Source organism: Thiohalobacter thiocyanaticus (genome assembly GCF_003932505.1).
Taxonomy (GTDB): domain Bacteria; phylum Pseudomonadota; class Gammaproteobacteria; order Thiohalobacterales; family Thiohalobacteraceae; genus Thiohalobacter; species Thiohalobacter thiocyanaticus.
Genome location: NZ_QZMU01000001.1, coordinates 1,832,445 through 1,847,801 on the forward strand (window position 1 = coordinate 1,832,445; position 15,357 = coordinate 1,847,801).

The following is a 15,357-nucleotide window of genomic DNA, read 5'->3' on the forward strand; positions in this document are numbered from 1 at the left end:
TGCCCCGTTCAGGGGGCCTGTTTTATCCTGCTGGGTTGCAATCGCAGCGTATCGCGGCCGCTTGCGGTCTCGATCTCGACCGCGCCGTGGCGGATGCGCAGGATGCGCGCCCCGCCCAGGCGGTCGCCTTCCGTCACCCGGATGCCGTTGATCACGGCTTCGCGGCGATTTTCCGTCACCCGGGTCCAGGTCAGGCCCGAGCCCGTGTCGCCGCCCGGGCCGGCCGCCTGACCACGCGGGTTGGGCGCGGTCGGGTCGGCCAGCGCGGCCGCCCCGCAGGGCAGCGTAAGGCCGGCGCCCAGGGTCAGCAGGGCGGCCAGGGCCGCGAGCTTGACGGGGGCCTTCCTCATAACTGCCCGAGGGTATATAAATTCAGAGTAATCATGGCGTTGGGGTGTTCCCTCACCTCGTATTCCAGACTGTCCCAGAACAGGGTCCAGGGCAGCTGCTCGACCTGCTGCAGGAAGCGGCGGGTGGCGTTGTAGCCGCCCTCCATTTCCAGGGTCAGGTTGTAGCGCCCGACCGACGGGCCGGCCTGCGCCGCCGCCTGATCATTATTGAACAGCGAACTGCCCGAGTGGCTGTGCAGCTGGCGCAGCCGCAGTCCGCCGGTCTGTTCCAGAATACTTTGCAATAATTGCGCCGCCTGGCGCGGAGCCAGCACCCGTCCCAGCCGTTGCTGCAGCCGGGCCTGGCGGGTCTCCAGCTGCTGTTCCAGCGTGGCGATGCGTTCGCGACGTTCCCGTTCCGGGCTGGTCCGGCCGCTGTCCAGGTCCCGTGAGCGGATCTCCAGTGCGGTCAGGCGGGTCTGCAGGGCCTCCAGCTCGACCTGGCCCTGCTGCAGGCCCTGCCAGGCCGGCCGGATCAGCAGCAGGTACAGGACATAGCCCAGGATCAGGCCGCTGGTCAGCAGCAGGATGGCGCGCTCGCGCAGCGACAGCGCATCGATGCGGGCCTGCCAGTTTCTGAGGTTGTCCAGATTCACGAGGCCGGCTCCGGGTCACGCGCGCGGCGGCTGAGCCGGGACCGGCCGTCGCCGTCGAGCGTGCGGTTGCTGAGGCTGAAACGGACCCCGCCGGTTTCGGGACCGTTGTTGATACGGACCTGGTTCAGGTCCAGTCCCCTCAGCTGCGCTTCGCCGCCGAGCTGTTCCAGATAGGCGGGGATGCGCTGCGGATCCCAGGCCCGGCCTTCCAGGGTCGCGCCGCCGTCGGCCAGCAGCTCGATGCGGGTCAGCCACAGCCCCGGTGTCTGCGCCCGGGCCAGGCCGGTCAGCAGGCCGGAGAAGCGCCGCTCGGGTGTCTGGAAGCTGTCCATCTCGCCCAGCAGCCGGTCCAGCATCCCGCTGCGCTGTTCCAGCTGATCGATGCGTGCATCCAGGCTCTCCAGTTCGCCGCCGGCCCGGCTCTGCTGTTCCAGCGTTTCGATCTGCCGGGTGAGCTGCGCATGCTGGTTTTCCAGCGACGCCAGATTGTGCTCCACCTGCGCCAGTTGCCAGCGCAGTCCGCCGTAGACGCCGACCAGCACCAGAACGGTCACACCCAGCAGCTGCAACAGGGTCAGGGCCGAGAAGACCTTCTTCTCGTGACGAAAGACCGGTTGATAGAGATTGATTTGTTGATACATGTCACAGATATCGGACGCAGGACGCCGCGCTTTATAGGACGACCAGTGTTTTTTTCCAGCCTGAGCCGGAAGTTACGCCGATAACTTGACGCTATGGGGAGGTGGTCAGCAGGCCGTTGCGCCGTTCAGCACCAGGGTATCGGTGAGCTGGGCGACGCTGTTCAGGCCGTGCTGGTCCAGATAATCCAGGATGCCCTGGTTGATGCGCCGGCAGATGAGCGGGTCGTAGAACAGGGCCGTGCCCACGCCGACGGCGCTGGCCCCGGCGATGAGGAACTCGATGGCGTCCTCGGGCGTGGTGACACCGCCCTGGCCGATGATGGGAATGGCGTGCGCGCGGCAGACCTGGGCCACCTGGTGCACCTTGAGCAGGGCGATGGGCTTGATCGCCGGGCCCGACAAACCGCCCTGGTTGTTGCCGATCACCGGAGTGCGGTTGTCGATGTCGATGGCCATACCCATCAGGGTGTTGATCACGGCGAAGGCATCCGAGCCGGCCTCGATGCAGCGCCGGGCGTTCTCGGCGATGTCGGTCTGGTTGGGCGAGAGTTTGGTGATCAGCGGCTTGTCGGTCACGGCACGGCAGGTCTCCACCACACGGGCGGACATGTCCGGGTCGTTGCCGAAGGCCACCCCGCCCTCCTTCACATTGGGGCAGGAGATGTTGATCTCGATGGCGTCGATGGGGGAGTCGTTGAAACGCCGGGTGACGGCCTCGTACTCCTCCAGGGTGGAGCCGGAGACGTTGGCAATGAAGCGGGTCTCGTCGAAATCCAGCGTGGGCAGGATCTCATCGACCACCCTGTCCACCCCCGGGTTCTGCAGCCCGATGGCATTGAGCATGCCGGCCGGGGTCTCGTAGACGCGGTGCGGCGGGTTGCCCAGGCGCGGTGCCCCGGTGGTGCCCTTGAGGCAGATGGCCCCGACGTCGCGGTTGGAGAAACCCGCCACCCGGGTGTACTCCTCGCCGAAACCCACGCAGCCCGACAGCAGCACCACCGGGCTGCTGAAGCGCAGCCCGCAGAAGTCGATGGCCAGTTTGTCAGTAAGCTCGTCGGTCATTTTTTCTTCGCCACGGAAGCACACGGAAAGTCAGGGAACATCTGTACCGTCATTGCGAGCGAAGCGCGGCAATCTCATAATGACGAATCAGTCGTTTGGAGATTATTCGCTACGCTCACCCCTTCGGGGCCGCCCTGCGGGCGTTCTGCGCTCGCAAGCTCGCTTGTGCCGCGGCGTGGCGCGCCTCGCAATGACGGGTTAATTGCATTGTGCGTTGTTAAGCAGCCGAATAACAAAATGTTCAACGTCGTCCTGTACCAGCCGGAGATACCGCCCAACACCGGCAATATCATACGCCTTTGCGCCAACACTGGCAGCCGCCTCCACCTGGTCCGGCCACTGGGCTTCGACTGGGAGGACCGCCGGCTGCGCCGGGCCGGGCTGGATTATCACGAGTTCGCCGAGGTGACGCTGCATGAGGACCTGGATCAATGCCTGCAGTCGCTGATACCGGCACGGGTGTTCGCCTTCTCCACCCACGGCCGGAACTATCATACCGAGGCCGGCTTCCGCGTCGGCGACGTGCTGTTGTTCGGCCCCGAGACCCGCGGCCTGCCGGCGGCGGTGCGCGAGAGCCTGCCGCCGGAACAGGTGCTGCGCCTGCCCATGCGCCCGGACAGCCGCAGCCTCAATCTTGCCAACACGGTGGCGGTGGCGGTCTATGAAGCCTGGCGGCAGCTGGGATTCGAGGGCGGAGCCTGAAAGTTTCGCAGGTCGGGTCAGCCTGAATGGCGGGCGTAACCCGACGTTTCCGCGGCAGGTCGGATTACGCTGCGCTAACCCTACCTGCCATACTGCAACCGCTTCCCGCAGGCCCGGCAGTGATAGGCCGTCCCGGCCTGCGCCCGGTTGGCGGGTGGTGCTGAGTTCATGCCGGCGGCAACCGCAGTGATAGGGATGGCGCCGCTGACGGCGCACCGGAACACCGTCAAGTGCATAGCCGCCGGTGGCCCTGGCGGCGATGCCGAAGGCGCGCATCAGCATCCGCCACTCCCGTCCGTGCGGCGCCACCCGGCCGAAATTTGCGTGAACCAGGTAATGCGCCACCTCGTGCGGCACCGTTTCATCCAGGTGATGTGCCAGGTCGACCGCGAACACCCAGGGGTTGTAGCGGATACAGACATGATCCAGCTGCAGGCGGAACTGCCCCGCCGCGCGGCCGCGCAGATCGAAGCGGATCTCGGGCACCGGCGCCTCGCACCCGAGCAGGCGGTTGCCGCGGCCCAGGTACAGGCGCGTCTGCTCACGCACCTGCTGCTGTTGCAGGGACGTGATCGGAACGACGGAGGGAACGGATGCGGGAACTGCCATTATCCAGGCACTTTGCATCGGGCAGGCTGGCCGGTCAAGCGAGCGGATACCGCATGCCGCACCGGGGTTCTGTGATGGGCAGAGACTGCGTCAGCCGGCCGGCACGCTAACCGCGGCTGCACATCTGCCGCATCAACTCACGCGCCGACGGATGGTCTGCCCCTCATGGGCCGGAAAGCGGGTGATGTTGCCGCGGCGATTGCGGAACTCGGAGATCAGCCGGCAGGCAGGGACGACATAGCGCTTGTCCATCTCCATGGCCTGTTCCAGCAGTCGGATGCCGTGTTCGTCACCCAGGCCGGTGAGGTAGCGCCCGGTGCCGAACACGATCTGGGCGTCATCCGGATTCGTGGCCAGGATCTGCTCATAGGCGGCATGGGCCTCCTCGGTGGTCCCGTAACGCTTCATCAGGGCGGCGTATTCCATGGCCTTGCGGCCCTGCAGGGTGCCGGCCCGGGCTTCGGCCCGGAGTGCCTCCAGACGTTCGCGCTCGGCGCAGCTCTTCTGATGGCGCAACTGCCAGGTATGGCGTTCACGCTGCTGCCAGGCGCTGTCGACCCGGTCGAGCAGTGGGGTCAGGGTGTGCTCCATCAGGCTGTCGGCGGCGCAGGGCTCGGGCAGGCCCGGGTACTGGGCCTCGCCGGCCGCAATGGCCTGCAGGCGCTGTTTCAGGCCCGGCGCGGCTGCGCTGCCGCTGTGCGACCAGGCCTCGCGCAGCCAGCGCCTGGCCTCGTTGGTTTCCAGGCGCCGCGGCAGCAGCATGCCCAGATTGCGGTAGGGGTTGATGGTGGGCTCGGGCGCCTTGTCGGCGATGTGATGCACGCTGGGCCAGTAATCCTGTTCCAGGAACCGGCCCATGACGGCCTGCATGACCATCCATTCCGCCGTGTCCTCATAGCCGAGCGTACGCAGGGCATGACGGTCGCGTACATACTGCTGAGACTGCATCAGCGGCGCGGTGAAGCGGTGGAACAGGCGGGTATAGCGGTCGAAGAAAAGCCCGATCAGCAGCCGGGCCGGACCGCTCCCGGCGCAGAAATGATTCCGGTACCGGACCCAGAGCTGGCGCAGCTGGGCAATCCAGCTACCGAGCTGCATGCGCTGACGCGACAGCTCGCCCAGCTGCGAGGCCACCCAGGCCTTGAGCTGGGCCTCGCTCAGGCACTGCAGCACCGGCATGCCGATCATCAGGGTGTGGGTCATGACGAAGGGAAAGCCGCTGACCGGGGTGCGCAGCAGCTGCACGTCGAATTCACCGGTGATACGGATTTCGTCTACGGCGGCGCCCTGCAGTTCCTGGCGCACGGATTCGACCAGGGCGTACAGTTTCGGCGCCGTGTCCGCGCCGAGAGGTTCGCCATCCGGCAGGCCAAAGCGGGCCCGGGCCAGGATCAGGGTGCCGGCCAGGCCCAGGGCGAGCAACCCGTGGTCGAGATAGCCCCAGGCCGAGGTCGGAGCCAGGCCGGCCGTACCCAGACGCAGCCCGCCGACCAGGGCCAGCAGCGGAAAGGCAACCAGCCAGGCGTAACCGGCCAGCGCCAGGCCGGCGGCGGCGATACGGTAACGCAGGGGGTGGTCGGCGTGCCATTGTCCGGGCAGGCGCTGCCAGTGGTCGCGCAGGGACTGCAGTCGCTCGGTCATGGATTCCAGCATGGTGCGTGCCTCGAAACTGATGCGGATGCCAGCAACAGCGGCACCCCGGGGGTGGACTTGTGCGGCCTCCTTCACAGTCTGCGACAGCGTGCCCGCGGCGCTGCCGGAATTGCCACCCGGGTCACAAAATCCAGGCCAGACCGGTACCTGCGATCCCGATTTATGGCGCCGGGAAAAGGGGGTAGAATGCCGGTTCATTCACTTAGTACTCCTTCGACATGATATTGCTGAGTTCAGAGTCCCCGAACGCCGTCAGGGCAAGGCGCAGCGCGCAGCCAAGGGTTGCCCCCTTGTCAAGCGCTGCAACGCCGCCCTGGCGGCGTTCGGGGGCTCCCTTCGGGCGAGGCGATAAGCGGCCATCTGCCGCGTTACTTGCCCTTGAGGTAGAATGGCTACCCCGGCGGGCAAGTGCCTTGCATCTGGCCGCTTCTCGTCTCGCTGAACCCAGCAATATCATGTCGAAGGAGTACTAGCAGCGCATCCCATCCGTGGCAGATCTCAATCCCGAACAACGTGCCGCCATGCGGCATGTCGACGGCCCCCTGTTGGTGCTTGCCGGCGCCGGCAGCGGCAAGACCCGCGTGATCACCTGCAAGATCGCCCACCTGATCGAGGACCATGCACTGTCACCGCGCCACATCACGGCCGTGACCTTCACCAACAAGGCCGCGCGCGAGATGCGCGAGCGCGTCGGCCGGATCCTCAGGCGCGGTCAGAGCCGGGGGCTGAGTATCTCCACCTTCCACACCCTGGGACTGAACATCCTCAAACGCGAGCACCGACGCCTGGGCTTCAAGCCCAGCTTCAGTATTTTCGACTCGGCCGACAGCGCCCATCTGGTGAAGGAACTGATCGGCAAGGCCCGGCTGGGGCTCGATCCCGACAGCGCCCGCTGGCAGATCTCGGCCTGGAAGAATGACCTGATCCATCCGCAGCAGGCGGTCGAACAGGCCGCGGACGACCGCGCGCTGGCCTGCGCCCAGGTCTATGCCCAGTACCAGCGCAGCCTCAAGGCCTACAACGCCTTCGATTTCGACGATCTGATCCTGCAGCCGGTGCGCCTGTTCCAGGACGATCTCGAGGCGCGCGAGCACTGGCAGGCCCGTATCCGTCATCTGCTGGTCGACGAGTACCAGGACACCAACGGGGCCCAGTACGAACTGGTCCGGCAGCTGGTCGGCCGGCTCGGGCAGTTCACCGCCGTGGGGGATGACGACCAGTCCATCTACACCTGGCGCGGCGCCCGGCCGGAGAACCTGGCCCGGCTGAAGGAGGACTATCCCCGCCTGAAGGTGATCAAACTGGAGCAGAACTACCGCTCCAGCGGCTGCATCCTCAAATGTGCCAATGCCCTGATCGGCAACAATCCGCACCTGTTCGAGAAGAAGCTGTGGAGCGCGCTGGGCTACGGCGAGCCGCTGCGTATCATCGGCTGCCGCGATCCGGACCACGAAGCCGAGCGGGTGGTCTCCGAGATTCTGCACGCCAAGTTCACCCATGGCACGCGCGACGGGGATTTCGCCATCCTGTATCGCGGCAATCATCAGTCACGGCCGTTCGAGAAGGCGCTGCGCGAGCACCGCATCCCCTATCACCTGAGCGGCGGCATGTCCTTTTTCGAGTACAGCGAAGTGAAGGACCTGGTCGCCTACCTGCGGCTGCTGGTCAACGAGGACGATGACCGCGCCTTCCTGCGCGTGGTCAACACCCCGCGGCGCGAGATCGGCACCAGTACGCTGGAAAAGCTCGCCGAGTACGCCTCCAGCCGCGGCGTGAGCCTGCTCTGCGCCTGTTACGAGCTGGGGCTGTCACAGCATCTGAACAGCCGTGCGGTGAAAAAGCTGCAGGAGTTCGCCAACTGGGTGGTGACCATCGCCGAAACGGCGAAGGGCGGGGATCCCATCGAGGTGTTCCGGCAGTTGTTGAGCGACATCGACTATGCCGGCTGGCTGCAGGCACAGGCGAAGGATCCGGACGAGGCCGACCGGCGCTGGGCCAACGTGGAGGAACTGATCGGCTGGATGCAGCAGGCGCAAAAACAGCTCGAGGGCGAGGTCACATTGGCCGACATCATCGGGCGCATGAGCCTGATGGATATCCTGGACCGCAACCGCGAGGACGCCGGTGGCGACATGGTGCACCTGATGACGCTGCACGCAGCCAAGGGGCTGGAGTTCCCGCACGTCTATCTGGTCGGCATGGAGGAGGAGATCCTGCCGCACCGCACCAGTCTGGACGAGGACGGCCTGGAGGAGGAGCGCCGACTGGCCTATGTCGGCATCACCCGCGCGCAGAAAAGCCTCACCTGCACCTTTGCCCGCAAGCGCAAGCGCGCCGGTGAATGGCTCGGCACCGAACCGAGCCGGTTTCTGGAGGAACTGCCGGCCGACGATATCATCTGGGTGGACCGCCAGACCGAAGTCGACCCCGAGGCGCGCCAGGAGCGCGGCAAGGCGCACCTGGCCAACCTGAAATCCATGCTGTCATGAACAGCGGTAAAGGCGATCGAACAGCGAACGGAGAGCGACCCATGCCCGCACACATGCAGATCAATGACCCCGCAGCCGACGCTGTGGTGGATGAATTCGATGTCTATACCGAACTGTTGCCGTTGGACGGCGCCCGCATCATCGAGCTGGGCTGCGGCGCGGCGCAGCATACCCGCGACATTGCCCGGACCGGCCGCCCCGAAGCCATCCTGGCCTGTGAGGTCGACTCGGTTCAGCATGAGAAGAACCTCGCCATCGACGACCTGCCGGGCGTGACCTTCGTCCATGCCGGGGCCGAGGCCATCCCGGCGGAAGACGCCAGTGCCGACCTCGTGCTCATGTTCAAGTCGCTGCACCATGTGCCGGTCGAGCGCATGGATGCTGCCCTGGCCGAGATCGCGCGGGTGCTGCGCCCGGGCGGGCTGGCCTATATCTCCGAGCCGGTCTATGCCGGGGATTTCAACGAAGTGCTGCGCCTGTTCCATGACGAGCGCGAGGTGCGCGAGGCAGCCTTCGCTGCCGTGCAGCGGGCGGTCGACGCAGGTCCGCTGGAACTGGCCGGTCAGCATTTCTTCCAGACTCGCAACGACTTCGCCGATTTCGCCGACTTCGAGCAGCGGGTGCTGGGCGTTACCCACACCCGCCACGAACTGTCCTCTGAGCTGTATGACAAGGTCCGCCGGACCTTCGAGCAGTATCAGGGCCCCGAGGGTGCGCGCTTCCTGATGCCCATTCGGGTCGATCTGCTGCGCCGTCCGTGATGAGCGATCACCCCGCATAAAAAAACCCCGCCGCGGTGAAACCGGGCGGGGTTTATTCGTGCGCTGCGGCCGGCCGGACTTACTCGCTCTCGGTCACCATGTACTCGACCACGGCGCGGATCTCGGCCTCGGAGCAGTCCATGCAGGTGCCCATGGGCGGCATGGCGTTGAGTCCGTCTTTGGCGTGCTTGACCAGGGTGTCCATGCCCTGCTCGATGCGCGGGGCCCAGGCGTCGGCCTTGCCCAGCACCGGGGCACCGGCCGCGCCGGTGCCGTGGCAGGCGAAGCACTTGCTCTGGTAGATCTCCTTGGCGCGGGCCTCATCGACCCCCTCGCCGTCGGCATCCGCGGCGGCTTCATCCGCCGGCGCGGCAGGCTCGGCCGCAGCCGCGGCATCGTCCGAACCGGCTTCCACCTCGACGCCGCTCTCATCCAGCATGAAGGCGATCGCGCCGCGCAGTTCATCCGCCGAGCAGTCGGCACAGGTACCCTTGGGGGGCATGGCGTTCAGGCCGTTGGTCGCGGTTTCCAGCAGGCCGTCCATGCCCTTGTCGGCGCGGGGTGCCCAGGCGGCCTCATCGCCCGTCTTGGGTGCGCCGGCGACACCGCTGCCATGACAGGCGATGCAGAAGTTGTTGTAGACGTCGCTGCCGCTGCGGGCCGCGCCCCCGGCGTCCCCGGCAGCTGCCGCCCCATCGCCGCCGGCCGACTTGCCGGCCACCTTGACCGTTCCGACGGGGGCGATCTGGGACTCGATGCTCTCTGCCTGCATGGGGTCGGCGGCCTGGGCGCCGGCGGCCAGGAACAGCCCGAGCAGCCAGCAGGTGCCCAGGTGCCTGAAATTCGGGGTTGTAACCTTATACATACGGTTCGTCTCCATCGTGGGTCAATCCGTGCCGATGCCGGCTTAAGGCGCGTGAGTATAACGACAAAGGCCCGCCACGGAAAACTGCGAAGGGCGCATGACTTGACTCAAGTCGCCTTTCGCTACGCCGCTAACCCTGTCAGGAAGGACTCCAGGCCCCGCCAGGGCAGCGCGGGGGCCGCCGGAGCGGAGCCGGTCATCGCAGGATCCGTCATAATTACAATGGCTTATCCGCTATGAATGTGTACCCGACCCCGGCACCGCTGCCGCAGATCACCCAGGAGCCGCTGCGCCCGCCCCAGGCCAGGCCGGCCCAGGAAAGCGCGCGGCCGGTTCAGCCCGCCCCACGGGGCGAGGCAGCCAGTCAGCAGGCCGGTGAGGAGCGCGGGCAACGGCAGGCTGAACCGGCCGGTGAGTCGCCTGCGGACCGGCCGGATGGCACCCGGGGCGGCACGCTGGACGTCTTCGCCTGACATCGCGGGAGTGAATGAATGAAAATCGACAACGCCATGCAACCCGGGCTGCTGGGTTTGAACCGCAGCCTGGACGGGATGCGCGAGACGGCAGGTCGCATCGCCGGCACCGAACAGATGCAATCTGACTCGCCCACCGGCCTGGCCGGTGCCCTGGTCGAGCTGAAGACCTACGAGCTGCAGGGCCAGGCCTCGGCCCAGGTGGTCAGGACGGTCGACGATATGATCGGCAGTCTGTTTGACGACAAGGCCTGATCGCCTGCTTGGGCAGAATGGACCACAGGTCTCGGGCGCAGTACACTACGCCATCACGCGCCCGTAGCTCAGCTGGGTGAGCCGCGGTTCGCATAGCGAAGGCGACGCCATTTAACATGGCGTCGCCAGAGGCGAACGCCCGAACGCATGCGTTCGGGCCGGGGAAGCGGCGACAGCCGCGGGAGCGCCACCCGTATCGCCCGTAAGGGCGATCGAAACCCAGCAGCGGTACTTGCACCAGATCCAATTCGTTTAGCGCCCGTAGCTCAGCTGGATAGAGCGCCACCCTCCGGAGGTGGAAGTCAGGGGTTCGAATCCCTTCGGGCGCGCCAATTCCATTGTCGCTTCCTCGCGATTCCCAGCCCCTTGCGGGGCGTTCGCCGGGCTGCGTTCGTCCCCCGGACGAACGATCCCGCCTCACCCCTTCGGGCGCGCCAACTTGCGTTGTCGCTTTCTCGTGATTCCCAGCCCCTCGGGGCGTTCCTCACGCTGCTTTAGTCCGCCAGGCGAACAATTCCAGTCCGGGTTCCCGCTTTGATCCGCATCAACCCGCCGGCAAACAACTGTTCCAGAGCGCTTCAACCCGCCGCTGCTCGGCTATGCTTGTTCCATCTGGACGGATGATCAACGGAGACGACAGTCATGAACAAGGGTTACTGGACAGGATTGATGCTGGCCGCCACGCTCGGAGTCGGCGGCTGTGCCACTTATCAGGGGCCGCAGGAACAGGCGGGCATGGTCATCGGCGGCATCCTCGGCGGCGTCCTGGGCTCGGAGGTCGGCGGCGGGCGCGGCCGTACCGCGGCCATCATCGCTGGCACCCTGGTCGGTGCGGCCATCGGTGGGGCGATCGGCCAGTCCATGGACGAGGTCGACCGCATGAAGACCGCCGGTACCCTGGAGTCGGTGCGTACCGGCGTGACCTCCACCTGGCAGAACCCGGATACCGGTTACCAGTACGCGGTCACCCCGACCCGGACCTACGAGACCTCCGGCGGGCCCTGCCGGGAGTACACCATCGACGCGAGAATCGGCGGCCAGATCGAGCAGGTCTACGGCACTGCCTGCCGCCAGCCAGACGGCAGCTGGAAGGTAGTGGAATAGAGCCGCCTTCAGGTGCCGGCGCCGCCCCGGGTCAGTCCACGGACACCGGCCCACAGCAGCTGCAGCTGCTGACGGAACTGGGCGGCCACCGCCCCCGGCTGGGTCTGCTTCATGATCAGGATCACGCCATAGAACTGGGCGATCAGGGCGGCCATCACTACCGGCAGGGGCGTGTTGGGCGGCAATTCGCCGCGGTCGATTGCGCGCGTGAGCTGGTTTGCCAACAGACCGTCCAGCCGCTGCTCCTCCAACGTTTCGATGCCCGGGCAGTCGGGGAAGCCCAGTCGCTTCTCCGCCTCGCTCAGCGGGGCCGCGTCCGGCTTTTCCCGCTGCTGCGCCTGCCAGGCGATCCACTCGCCCCAGGCCTGCGGGTGGGCCTGCACCTGGCGGGCGGCGGCCAGAAACACCGCCTCGATGGCGGCCAGCCCGGGTTTTTCCATGGCGGCCTGGCTGGCGTGCCATTGCAGTTCCAGGGTCCAGAGCCGACCCAGGTAGGCCAGCAGATCGGTCTTGCGCGGGAAGTAGTTGAAAAAGGTGGCCTCCGAGATCTCGACCTCGGTGCACAGGTCGCGCACCGCCACCGTGTCCAGGCTGTGGTGTTCCAACTGGGTCGCCAGCGTTCGGGCCAGGTTGAGGCGGGTGCGGGCCGCCTTGCGTTCCCGCAGGGGGATGTCTTTCGTTGGCATGGCTTCAGTCCCCTGCAACGGTGTGACATTAATATTCAAATTAATTATAAAATTATTGCCAACACCAATAAAAGTCAACAATCCATGATCGGCGATCTGACGCAAATCAAGCCATTTGCCGCGCGGGTGCGGCTACAATGGCCGCATTCCACCTGCGGGGGAGAGACAATGAGCTGTTTCGAGAATCTCATGATCGGTCAGGCGCCGGCGCTGAAGACCCAGTTGCGCGCCGCCGCCCTGGCCGCCGCCACCGACGTGCCCATCCTGATCGAGGGCGAGAGCGGCACCGGCAAGGATCTGCTGGCACAGGCCATCCACCGGGAGAGCCGGCGCGCGGGGGCGCCGTTCGTGGCCGTCAACTGCGCCTCCCTGCCGGACGGGCTGGTCGAGTCCCTGCTCTACGGCCACCGGCGCGGGGCCTTCACCGGTGCGGTTTCGGACCAGACCGGTTATGTTCAGCAGGCCCGCGGCGGCAGCCTGTTCCTGGACGAGGTCGGCGAGCTGCCCGGGCCGGCCCAGGCCAAGCTGCTGCGTTTCCTGGAGACACGCGAATGCCTGCCCCTGGGTCAGGCCGCGCCGGAACGGGTCGAGCTGCGGGTGCTGGCTGCGAGCAACCGCGACCTGGCTGCGGACGTGGCCGCCGGACGCTTTCGCCAGGACCTGTTCTACCGGCTCAACGTGGTGCCGGTGCAGATGCCGCCGCTGCGTGAACGGCGCGAGGATATCCCCGCACTGGTCGATTATCTCACCGTCCAGTTGTCGCGGCAGCACGAACTGGCCCCGCCGCGTTACTCTGCCGCCACGCTCAGCCGGCTGCAGGACTATGCCTGGCCGGGCAACGTGCGCGAGCTGCGCAACCTGTGCGAGCGCCTGCTGATCCTGTTCAGTGGCCGCGAGGTGCAGCCGTCGAACCTGCCGGCCGAGCTGCGCACGCCGCAGGCGGCCTCCCGTCCCGGTTTCGCCCTCCCGGCGGGGGGTGTGGATCTGGGGTCGCTGGAATCGGATCTCATCCAGCAGGCCCTGGCCCAGGCCGGCGGCAACCGCAGCCGCGCCGCCCGCCTGCTGGGACTGACCCGCGACACCCTGCTCTACCGCATCAAGAAGTGGGGCATAGAGTGCTGAGGATACCCGGCGGTAGCTGACTATAGATTCGATATAGCCACGGAAAACACGGAAAGCACGGACAAGGTTTTCAGGGTAGGTTGGGTTAGCCCGTAGGGACGCAACCCAGCATTCAGAAAGTATCCGTTGGGTTACGGCGCTGTCGCGCCTGACCCAATAGCTTTATTTTCCGTGTTTTCCGTGGCCATCAATCACGAAGGCCAGGCCTGGCGCGCCAGTGCCACACTCACGATATAGGCAAACACCAGCAGCGCCAGCACACCGAAGCCGAATCGAGCCGGTTTGGCAAAGCGCGGTTTCAGCGCCAGCATCCCCAGCAGAATATACACCACCAGGGCGATCAGCTTGGCCAGTAGCCAGCTCTGATCCAGCGGCGACTGGCGCGACAGCACCGCCAGGGTGATGCCCGATACCAGCAGCAGGGTGTCGTTGATATGCGGCAGGACCTTCACCACGCGCAGGCCGAGCCAGGCCTCGCGCCACAGCATCAGGCCGAGCCGCAGGGTGAAACCCGTGCCGCTGATGATGACGGTGGCGACGTGCAGGATTTTTATCAGGGTGTAATCGGGCATCGGGCGAAGATACAGGAGGCAGGAGACAGGATACAAGGAGATAAGGGCGCGAAACAGGCGCCTGCATCCCGCCCCTTGTATCTGCGCTCAGCGCAGGGTTGCGGGCCAACAGCGACCGGGTCTACTGTAATGTCAGGGCATTGACCACCGGGATTGAACGCGCCATGGCTCAATACTATTCGATCCGCCGCTTCTGTCCCTACCAGGGCGTGATCCAGGTGGTGGACGTGGGCAATGCGCGTGCCTATTCCACCGACGGCCGGCACTGGCAGGTGCGGGTGCAGAACGCCGCCGGGCGGCTGCGCTGGCATGCCACCGACTGTGACGCCGGCGACCTGGCCAGCCGCGAGACCAACGCCGATCAGCTGATGCAGGCGCTGAACGAAAGACCGCCCATCCCGTTTCCGCTGGCCGACCGTTTCGAGCTGTGGCTGCTGCATCACGAATCGCGTCTGCCGCTGGCCATCGTCAAGAGTCGGGTCACGCGGGAGGAGGTCGAGCAGGACCGCATCACCAATCCCACCTGGCAGCCGTTTCTGATGTCGAGCAATGAGTTCCGGTCCCCGGCATTGGAGGCCGCGCGTGGCAATCCCGATGCGCGCGCACGGCATACCCGCGCGCGGGATGTGCTGGAGCGTCAGGTCAATATGGCCGGGCGACCGCTGCCGGTGCTGCAATGGTTCGAGCGCCTGAACGACGCCAGCGGCATCGGACACGGCGGCATGCGGGTCGAGGGCGCGCTGGCCGGGCGCCATCTGCCGGCCGAGGCCTTCCCCGAGCTGCTGGTCGATCCAGACTGGGAGCAGCCGCTGGAACGGGACCTGGTGCGCGAATACCATGAATGGAACGCGCCCTTCCTGCTGGCGCACCAGCGGCTGAGCGAGAATACCCGCGGCTGGCTGGAGACGGCCGCCCGCCAGCGCCCCGAAACCTTGCTGGAGAACTATCCCATGTATCCGCAGGTACTGGACGCGGAGGCCATGCAGGTCAGCCTGGTCTCGGCCAAGCTGATCAAGGCCTCCTGAACCGATGGCCGAATCGGAGTTGAGCGCGCTCGCTGCGCAGTTGCAGCAGCGACAAAAGGAATACCGGCTGTGCGAACCGCTCGCCGGGACCGAGGCGCAGTTCGAGTTCATCGGCCGTTTCGACGGGGTTGCGGTGATCTGGCAGGCGCGGCTGCTGGCGCTCGGCAGCGGGGAGCGCGAACAGTTCATCGAAATCGGCCCTGCCGTGGGCGAGCGACGGCAACTGACCGTTGGCCTCGCGCTGGAACGCGTCACGCCACCGGACATCCTGAAAACCGTTATCATGATTCGCAATTACAAGCGCCTGCGCGAAGGCCGCCATGAATGGCAGGCCTGAATGCAGGCGGGCAATG

At 66.2% G+C, this 15,357-nt stretch carries 17 protein-coding genes, 1 tRNA gene and 1 pseudogene; 10 read left to right on the top strand and 9 right to left on the bottom strand.

The features are described from left to right. Positions 1-8: 8 nt before the first annotated feature. The 4 genes from D6C00_RS08615 to D6C00_RS08630 all read right to left on the bottom strand — a co-directional run bounded on the left by D6C00_RS08615 (position 9) and on the right by D6C00_RS08630 (position 2,688). Entirely contained in the window at positions 9-350 is a 342-nt protein-coding gene (locus D6C00_RS08615; protein ID WP_125181348.1) for a hypothetical protein, read from the bottom strand. Beyond that, on the bottom strand, positions 347-985 hold the full coding sequence (gene gspM / locus D6C00_RS08620) for a type II secretion system protein GspM (protein WP_125181349.1): 639 nt from the start codon (positions 983-985) through the stop codon (positions 347-349). Before gspM ends, D6C00_RS08615 begins: the two co-directional genes overlap by 4 nt. After that, positions 982-1,626, bottom strand: coding sequence for a PilN domain-containing protein (locus D6C00_RS08625; protein ID WP_125181350.1), 645 nt, complete (start codon positions 1,624-1,626; stop codon positions 982-984). Before D6C00_RS08625 ends, gspM begins: the two co-directional genes overlap by 4 nt. Before the next feature lie 105 nt (positions 1,627-1,731). Next, on the bottom strand, positions 1,732-2,688 hold the full coding sequence (locus D6C00_RS08630; protein ID WP_125181351.1) for a dihydroorotate dehydrogenase: 957 nt from the start codon (positions 2,686-2,688) through the stop codon (positions 1,732-1,734). Between the two features lie 237 nt (positions 2,689-2,925). Here D6C00_RS08630 and trmL point away from each other — a divergent pair, with 237 nt between their 5' ends. After that, on the top strand, positions 2,926-3,390 hold the full coding sequence (trmL, locus tag D6C00_RS08635; protein WP_125181352.1) for a tRNA (uridine(34)/cytosine(34)/5-carboxymethylaminomethyluridine(34)-2'-O)-methyltransferase TrmL: 465 nt from the start codon (positions 2,926-2,928) through the stop codon (positions 3,388-3,390). Positions 3,391-3,708: 318 nt separating this feature from the next. Here trmL and D6C00_RS16745 read toward each other — a convergent pair. Continuing rightward, positions 3,709-4,017, bottom strand: a pseudogene (locus D6C00_RS16745) (SprT family zinc-dependent metalloprotease); the annotation flags it as partial. A 114-nt stretch (positions 4,018-4,131) separates the two neighbouring features. Further along, positions 4,132-5,652, bottom strand: coding sequence for a M48 family metalloprotease (locus D6C00_RS08645; RefSeq protein WP_125181353.1), 1,521 nt, complete (start codon positions 5,650-5,652; stop codon positions 4,132-4,134). 488 nt (positions 5,653-6,140) lie between these two features. Between D6C00_RS08645 and rep the strand changes: the two genes are divergently transcribed. Both rep and D6C00_RS08655 read left to right on the top strand, forming a co-directional pair. Then, a complete protein-coding gene (rep, locus tag D6C00_RS08650; protein WP_125181354.1) occupies positions 6,141-8,141 on the top strand; it encodes a DNA helicase Rep in 2,001 nt (666 codons plus the stop codon). A 41-nt stretch (positions 8,142-8,182) separates the two neighbouring features. Beyond that, a complete protein-coding gene (locus D6C00_RS08655; RefSeq protein ID WP_241546832.1) occupies positions 8,183-8,902 on the top strand; it encodes a class I SAM-dependent methyltransferase in 720 nt (239 codons plus the stop codon). A gap of 79 nt (positions 8,903-8,981) precedes the next feature. On the opposite strand, the gene D6C00_RS08660 is transcribed toward D6C00_RS08655, so the two are convergent. Next, positions 8,982-9,767 carry a c-type cytochrome gene (locus D6C00_RS08660; protein ID WP_158675368.1) on the bottom strand — a complete coding sequence of 262 codons (786 nt, stop codon included), beginning with the start codon at positions 9,765-9,767 and terminating at the stop codon, positions 8,982-8,984. Between the two features lie 236 nt (positions 9,768-10,003). On the opposite strand from D6C00_RS08660, the gene D6C00_RS08665 reads away from it, so the two are divergent. The 4 genes from D6C00_RS08665 (at position 10,004) to D6C00_RS08680 (ending at position 11,599) form a co-directional block, all read left to right on the top strand. Beyond that, on the top strand, positions 10,004-10,240 hold the full coding sequence (locus D6C00_RS08665) for a hypothetical protein (RefSeq protein ID WP_125181356.1): 237 nt from the start codon (positions 10,004-10,006) through the stop codon (positions 10,238-10,240). Between the two features lie 18 nt (positions 10,241-10,258). Beyond that, positions 10,259-10,495: a flagellar biosynthesis protein FlgE gene (locus D6C00_RS08670; protein WP_125181357.1), complete on the top strand. Its 237-nt coding sequence runs from the start codon at positions 10,259-10,261 to the stop codon at positions 10,493-10,495. Positions 10,496-10,750: 255 nt separating this feature from the next. After that, positions 10,751-10,827: transfer RNA gene (locus D6C00_RS08675), tRNA-Arg, on the top strand. 310 nt (positions 10,828-11,137) lie between these two features. Next, the gene (locus D6C00_RS08680; RefSeq protein ID WP_125181358.1) at positions 11,138-11,599 is read left to right on the top strand and encodes an RT0821/Lpp0805 family surface protein; all 462 of its coding nucleotides are present in this window, start codon (positions 11,138-11,140) and stop codon (positions 11,597-11,599) included. Between the two features lie 8 nt (positions 11,600-11,607). Here the strand turns inward: D6C00_RS08680 and D6C00_RS08685 are convergent, their stop codons facing one another. After that, a complete protein-coding gene (locus tag D6C00_RS08685; protein WP_125181359.1) occupies positions 11,608-12,285 on the bottom strand; it encodes a TetR/AcrR family transcriptional regulator in 678 nt (225 codons plus the stop codon). A gap of 168 nt (positions 12,286-12,453) precedes the next feature. Between D6C00_RS08685 and D6C00_RS08690 the strand changes: the two genes are divergently transcribed. After that, on the top strand, positions 12,454-13,407 hold the full coding sequence (locus D6C00_RS08690) for a sigma-54 interaction domain-containing protein (RefSeq protein WP_125181360.1): 954 nt from the start codon (positions 12,454-12,456) through the stop codon (positions 13,405-13,407). Between the two features lie 191 nt (positions 13,408-13,598). Here D6C00_RS08690 and D6C00_RS08695 read toward each other — a convergent pair whose 3' ends face one another. Next, entirely contained in the window at positions 13,599-13,979 is a 381-nt protein-coding gene (locus D6C00_RS08695; RefSeq protein ID WP_125181361.1) for a SirB2 family protein, read from the bottom strand. 164 nt (positions 13,980-14,143) lie between these two features. On the opposite strand from D6C00_RS08695, the gene D6C00_RS08700 reads away from it, so the two are divergent. Together D6C00_RS08700 and D6C00_RS08705 are read left to right on the top strand one after the other, a co-directional pair. Continuing rightward, positions 14,144-15,004, top strand: a complete 861-nt coding sequence (locus D6C00_RS08700; protein WP_125181362.1) for a hypothetical protein — start codon at positions 14,144-14,146, stop codon at positions 15,002-15,004. A gap of 4 nt (positions 15,005-15,008) precedes the next feature. Then, the gene (locus tag D6C00_RS08705) at positions 15,009-15,341 is read left to right on the top strand and encodes a hypothetical protein (protein ID WP_125181363.1); all 333 of its coding nucleotides are present in this window, start codon (positions 15,009-15,011) and stop codon (positions 15,339-15,341) included. Positions 15,342-15,357: the final 16 nt, after the last annotated feature.

Bases quoted from the DNA above. Each gene is read 5' to 3' on its own strand.
- D6C00_RS08615 (WP_125181348.1), bottom strand. From the start codon at position 350: ATGAGGAAGGCCCCCGTCAAGCTCGCGGCCCTGGCCGCCCTGCTGACC.
- D6C00_RS08630 (WP_125181351.1), bottom strand. From the start codon at position 2,688: ATGACCGACGAGCTTACTGACAAACTGGCCATCGACTTCTGCGGGCTG.
- D6C00_RS08670 (WP_125181357.1), top strand. From the start codon at position 10,259: ATGAAAATCGACAACGCCATGCAACCCGGGCTGCTGGGTTTGAACCGC.
- D6C00_RS08690 (WP_125181360.1), top strand. From the start codon at position 12,454: ATGAGCTGTTTCGAGAATCTCATGATCGGTCAGGCGCCGGCGCTGAAG.
- trmL (WP_125181352.1), top strand. From the start codon at position 2,926: ATGTTCAACGTCGTCCTGTACCAGCCGGAGATACCGCCCAACACCGGC.
- D6C00_RS08680 (WP_125181358.1), top strand. From the start codon at position 11,138: ATGAACAAGGGTTACTGGACAGGATTGATGCTGGCCGCCACGCTCGGA.
- D6C00_RS08660 (WP_158675368.1), bottom strand. From the start codon at position 9,767: ATGTATAAGGTTACAACCCCGAATTTCAGGCACCTGGGCACCTGCTGG.
- D6C00_RS08700 (WP_125181362.1), top strand. From the start codon at position 14,144: ATGGCTCAATACTATTCGATCCGCCGCTTCTGTCCCTACCAGGGCGTG.
- D6C00_RS08705 (WP_125181363.1), top strand. From the start codon at position 15,009: ATGGCCGAATCGGAGTTGAGCGCGCTCGCTGCGCAGTTGCAGCAGCGA.
- D6C00_RS08645 (WP_125181353.1), bottom strand. From the start codon at position 5,652: ATGCTGGAATCCATGACCGAGCGACTGCAGTCCCTGCGCGACCACTGG.
- D6C00_RS08655 (WP_241546832.1), top strand. From the start codon at position 8,183: ATGCCCGCACACATGCAGATCAATGACCCCGCAGCCGACGCTGTGGTG.
- D6C00_RS08665 (WP_125181356.1), top strand. From the start codon at position 10,004: ATGAATGTGTACCCGACCCCGGCACCGCTGCCGCAGATCACCCAGGAG.
- D6C00_RS08695 (WP_125181361.1), bottom strand. From the start codon at position 13,979: ATGCCCGATTACACCCTGATAAAAATCCTGCACGTCGCCACCGTCATC.
- D6C00_RS08685 (WP_125181359.1), bottom strand. From the start codon at position 12,285: ATGCCAACGAAAGACATCCCCCTGCGGGAACGCAAGGCGGCCCGCACC.
- D6C00_RS08625 (WP_125181350.1), bottom strand. From the start codon at position 1,626: ATGTATCAACAAATCAATCTCTATCAACCGGTCTTTCGTCACGAGAAG.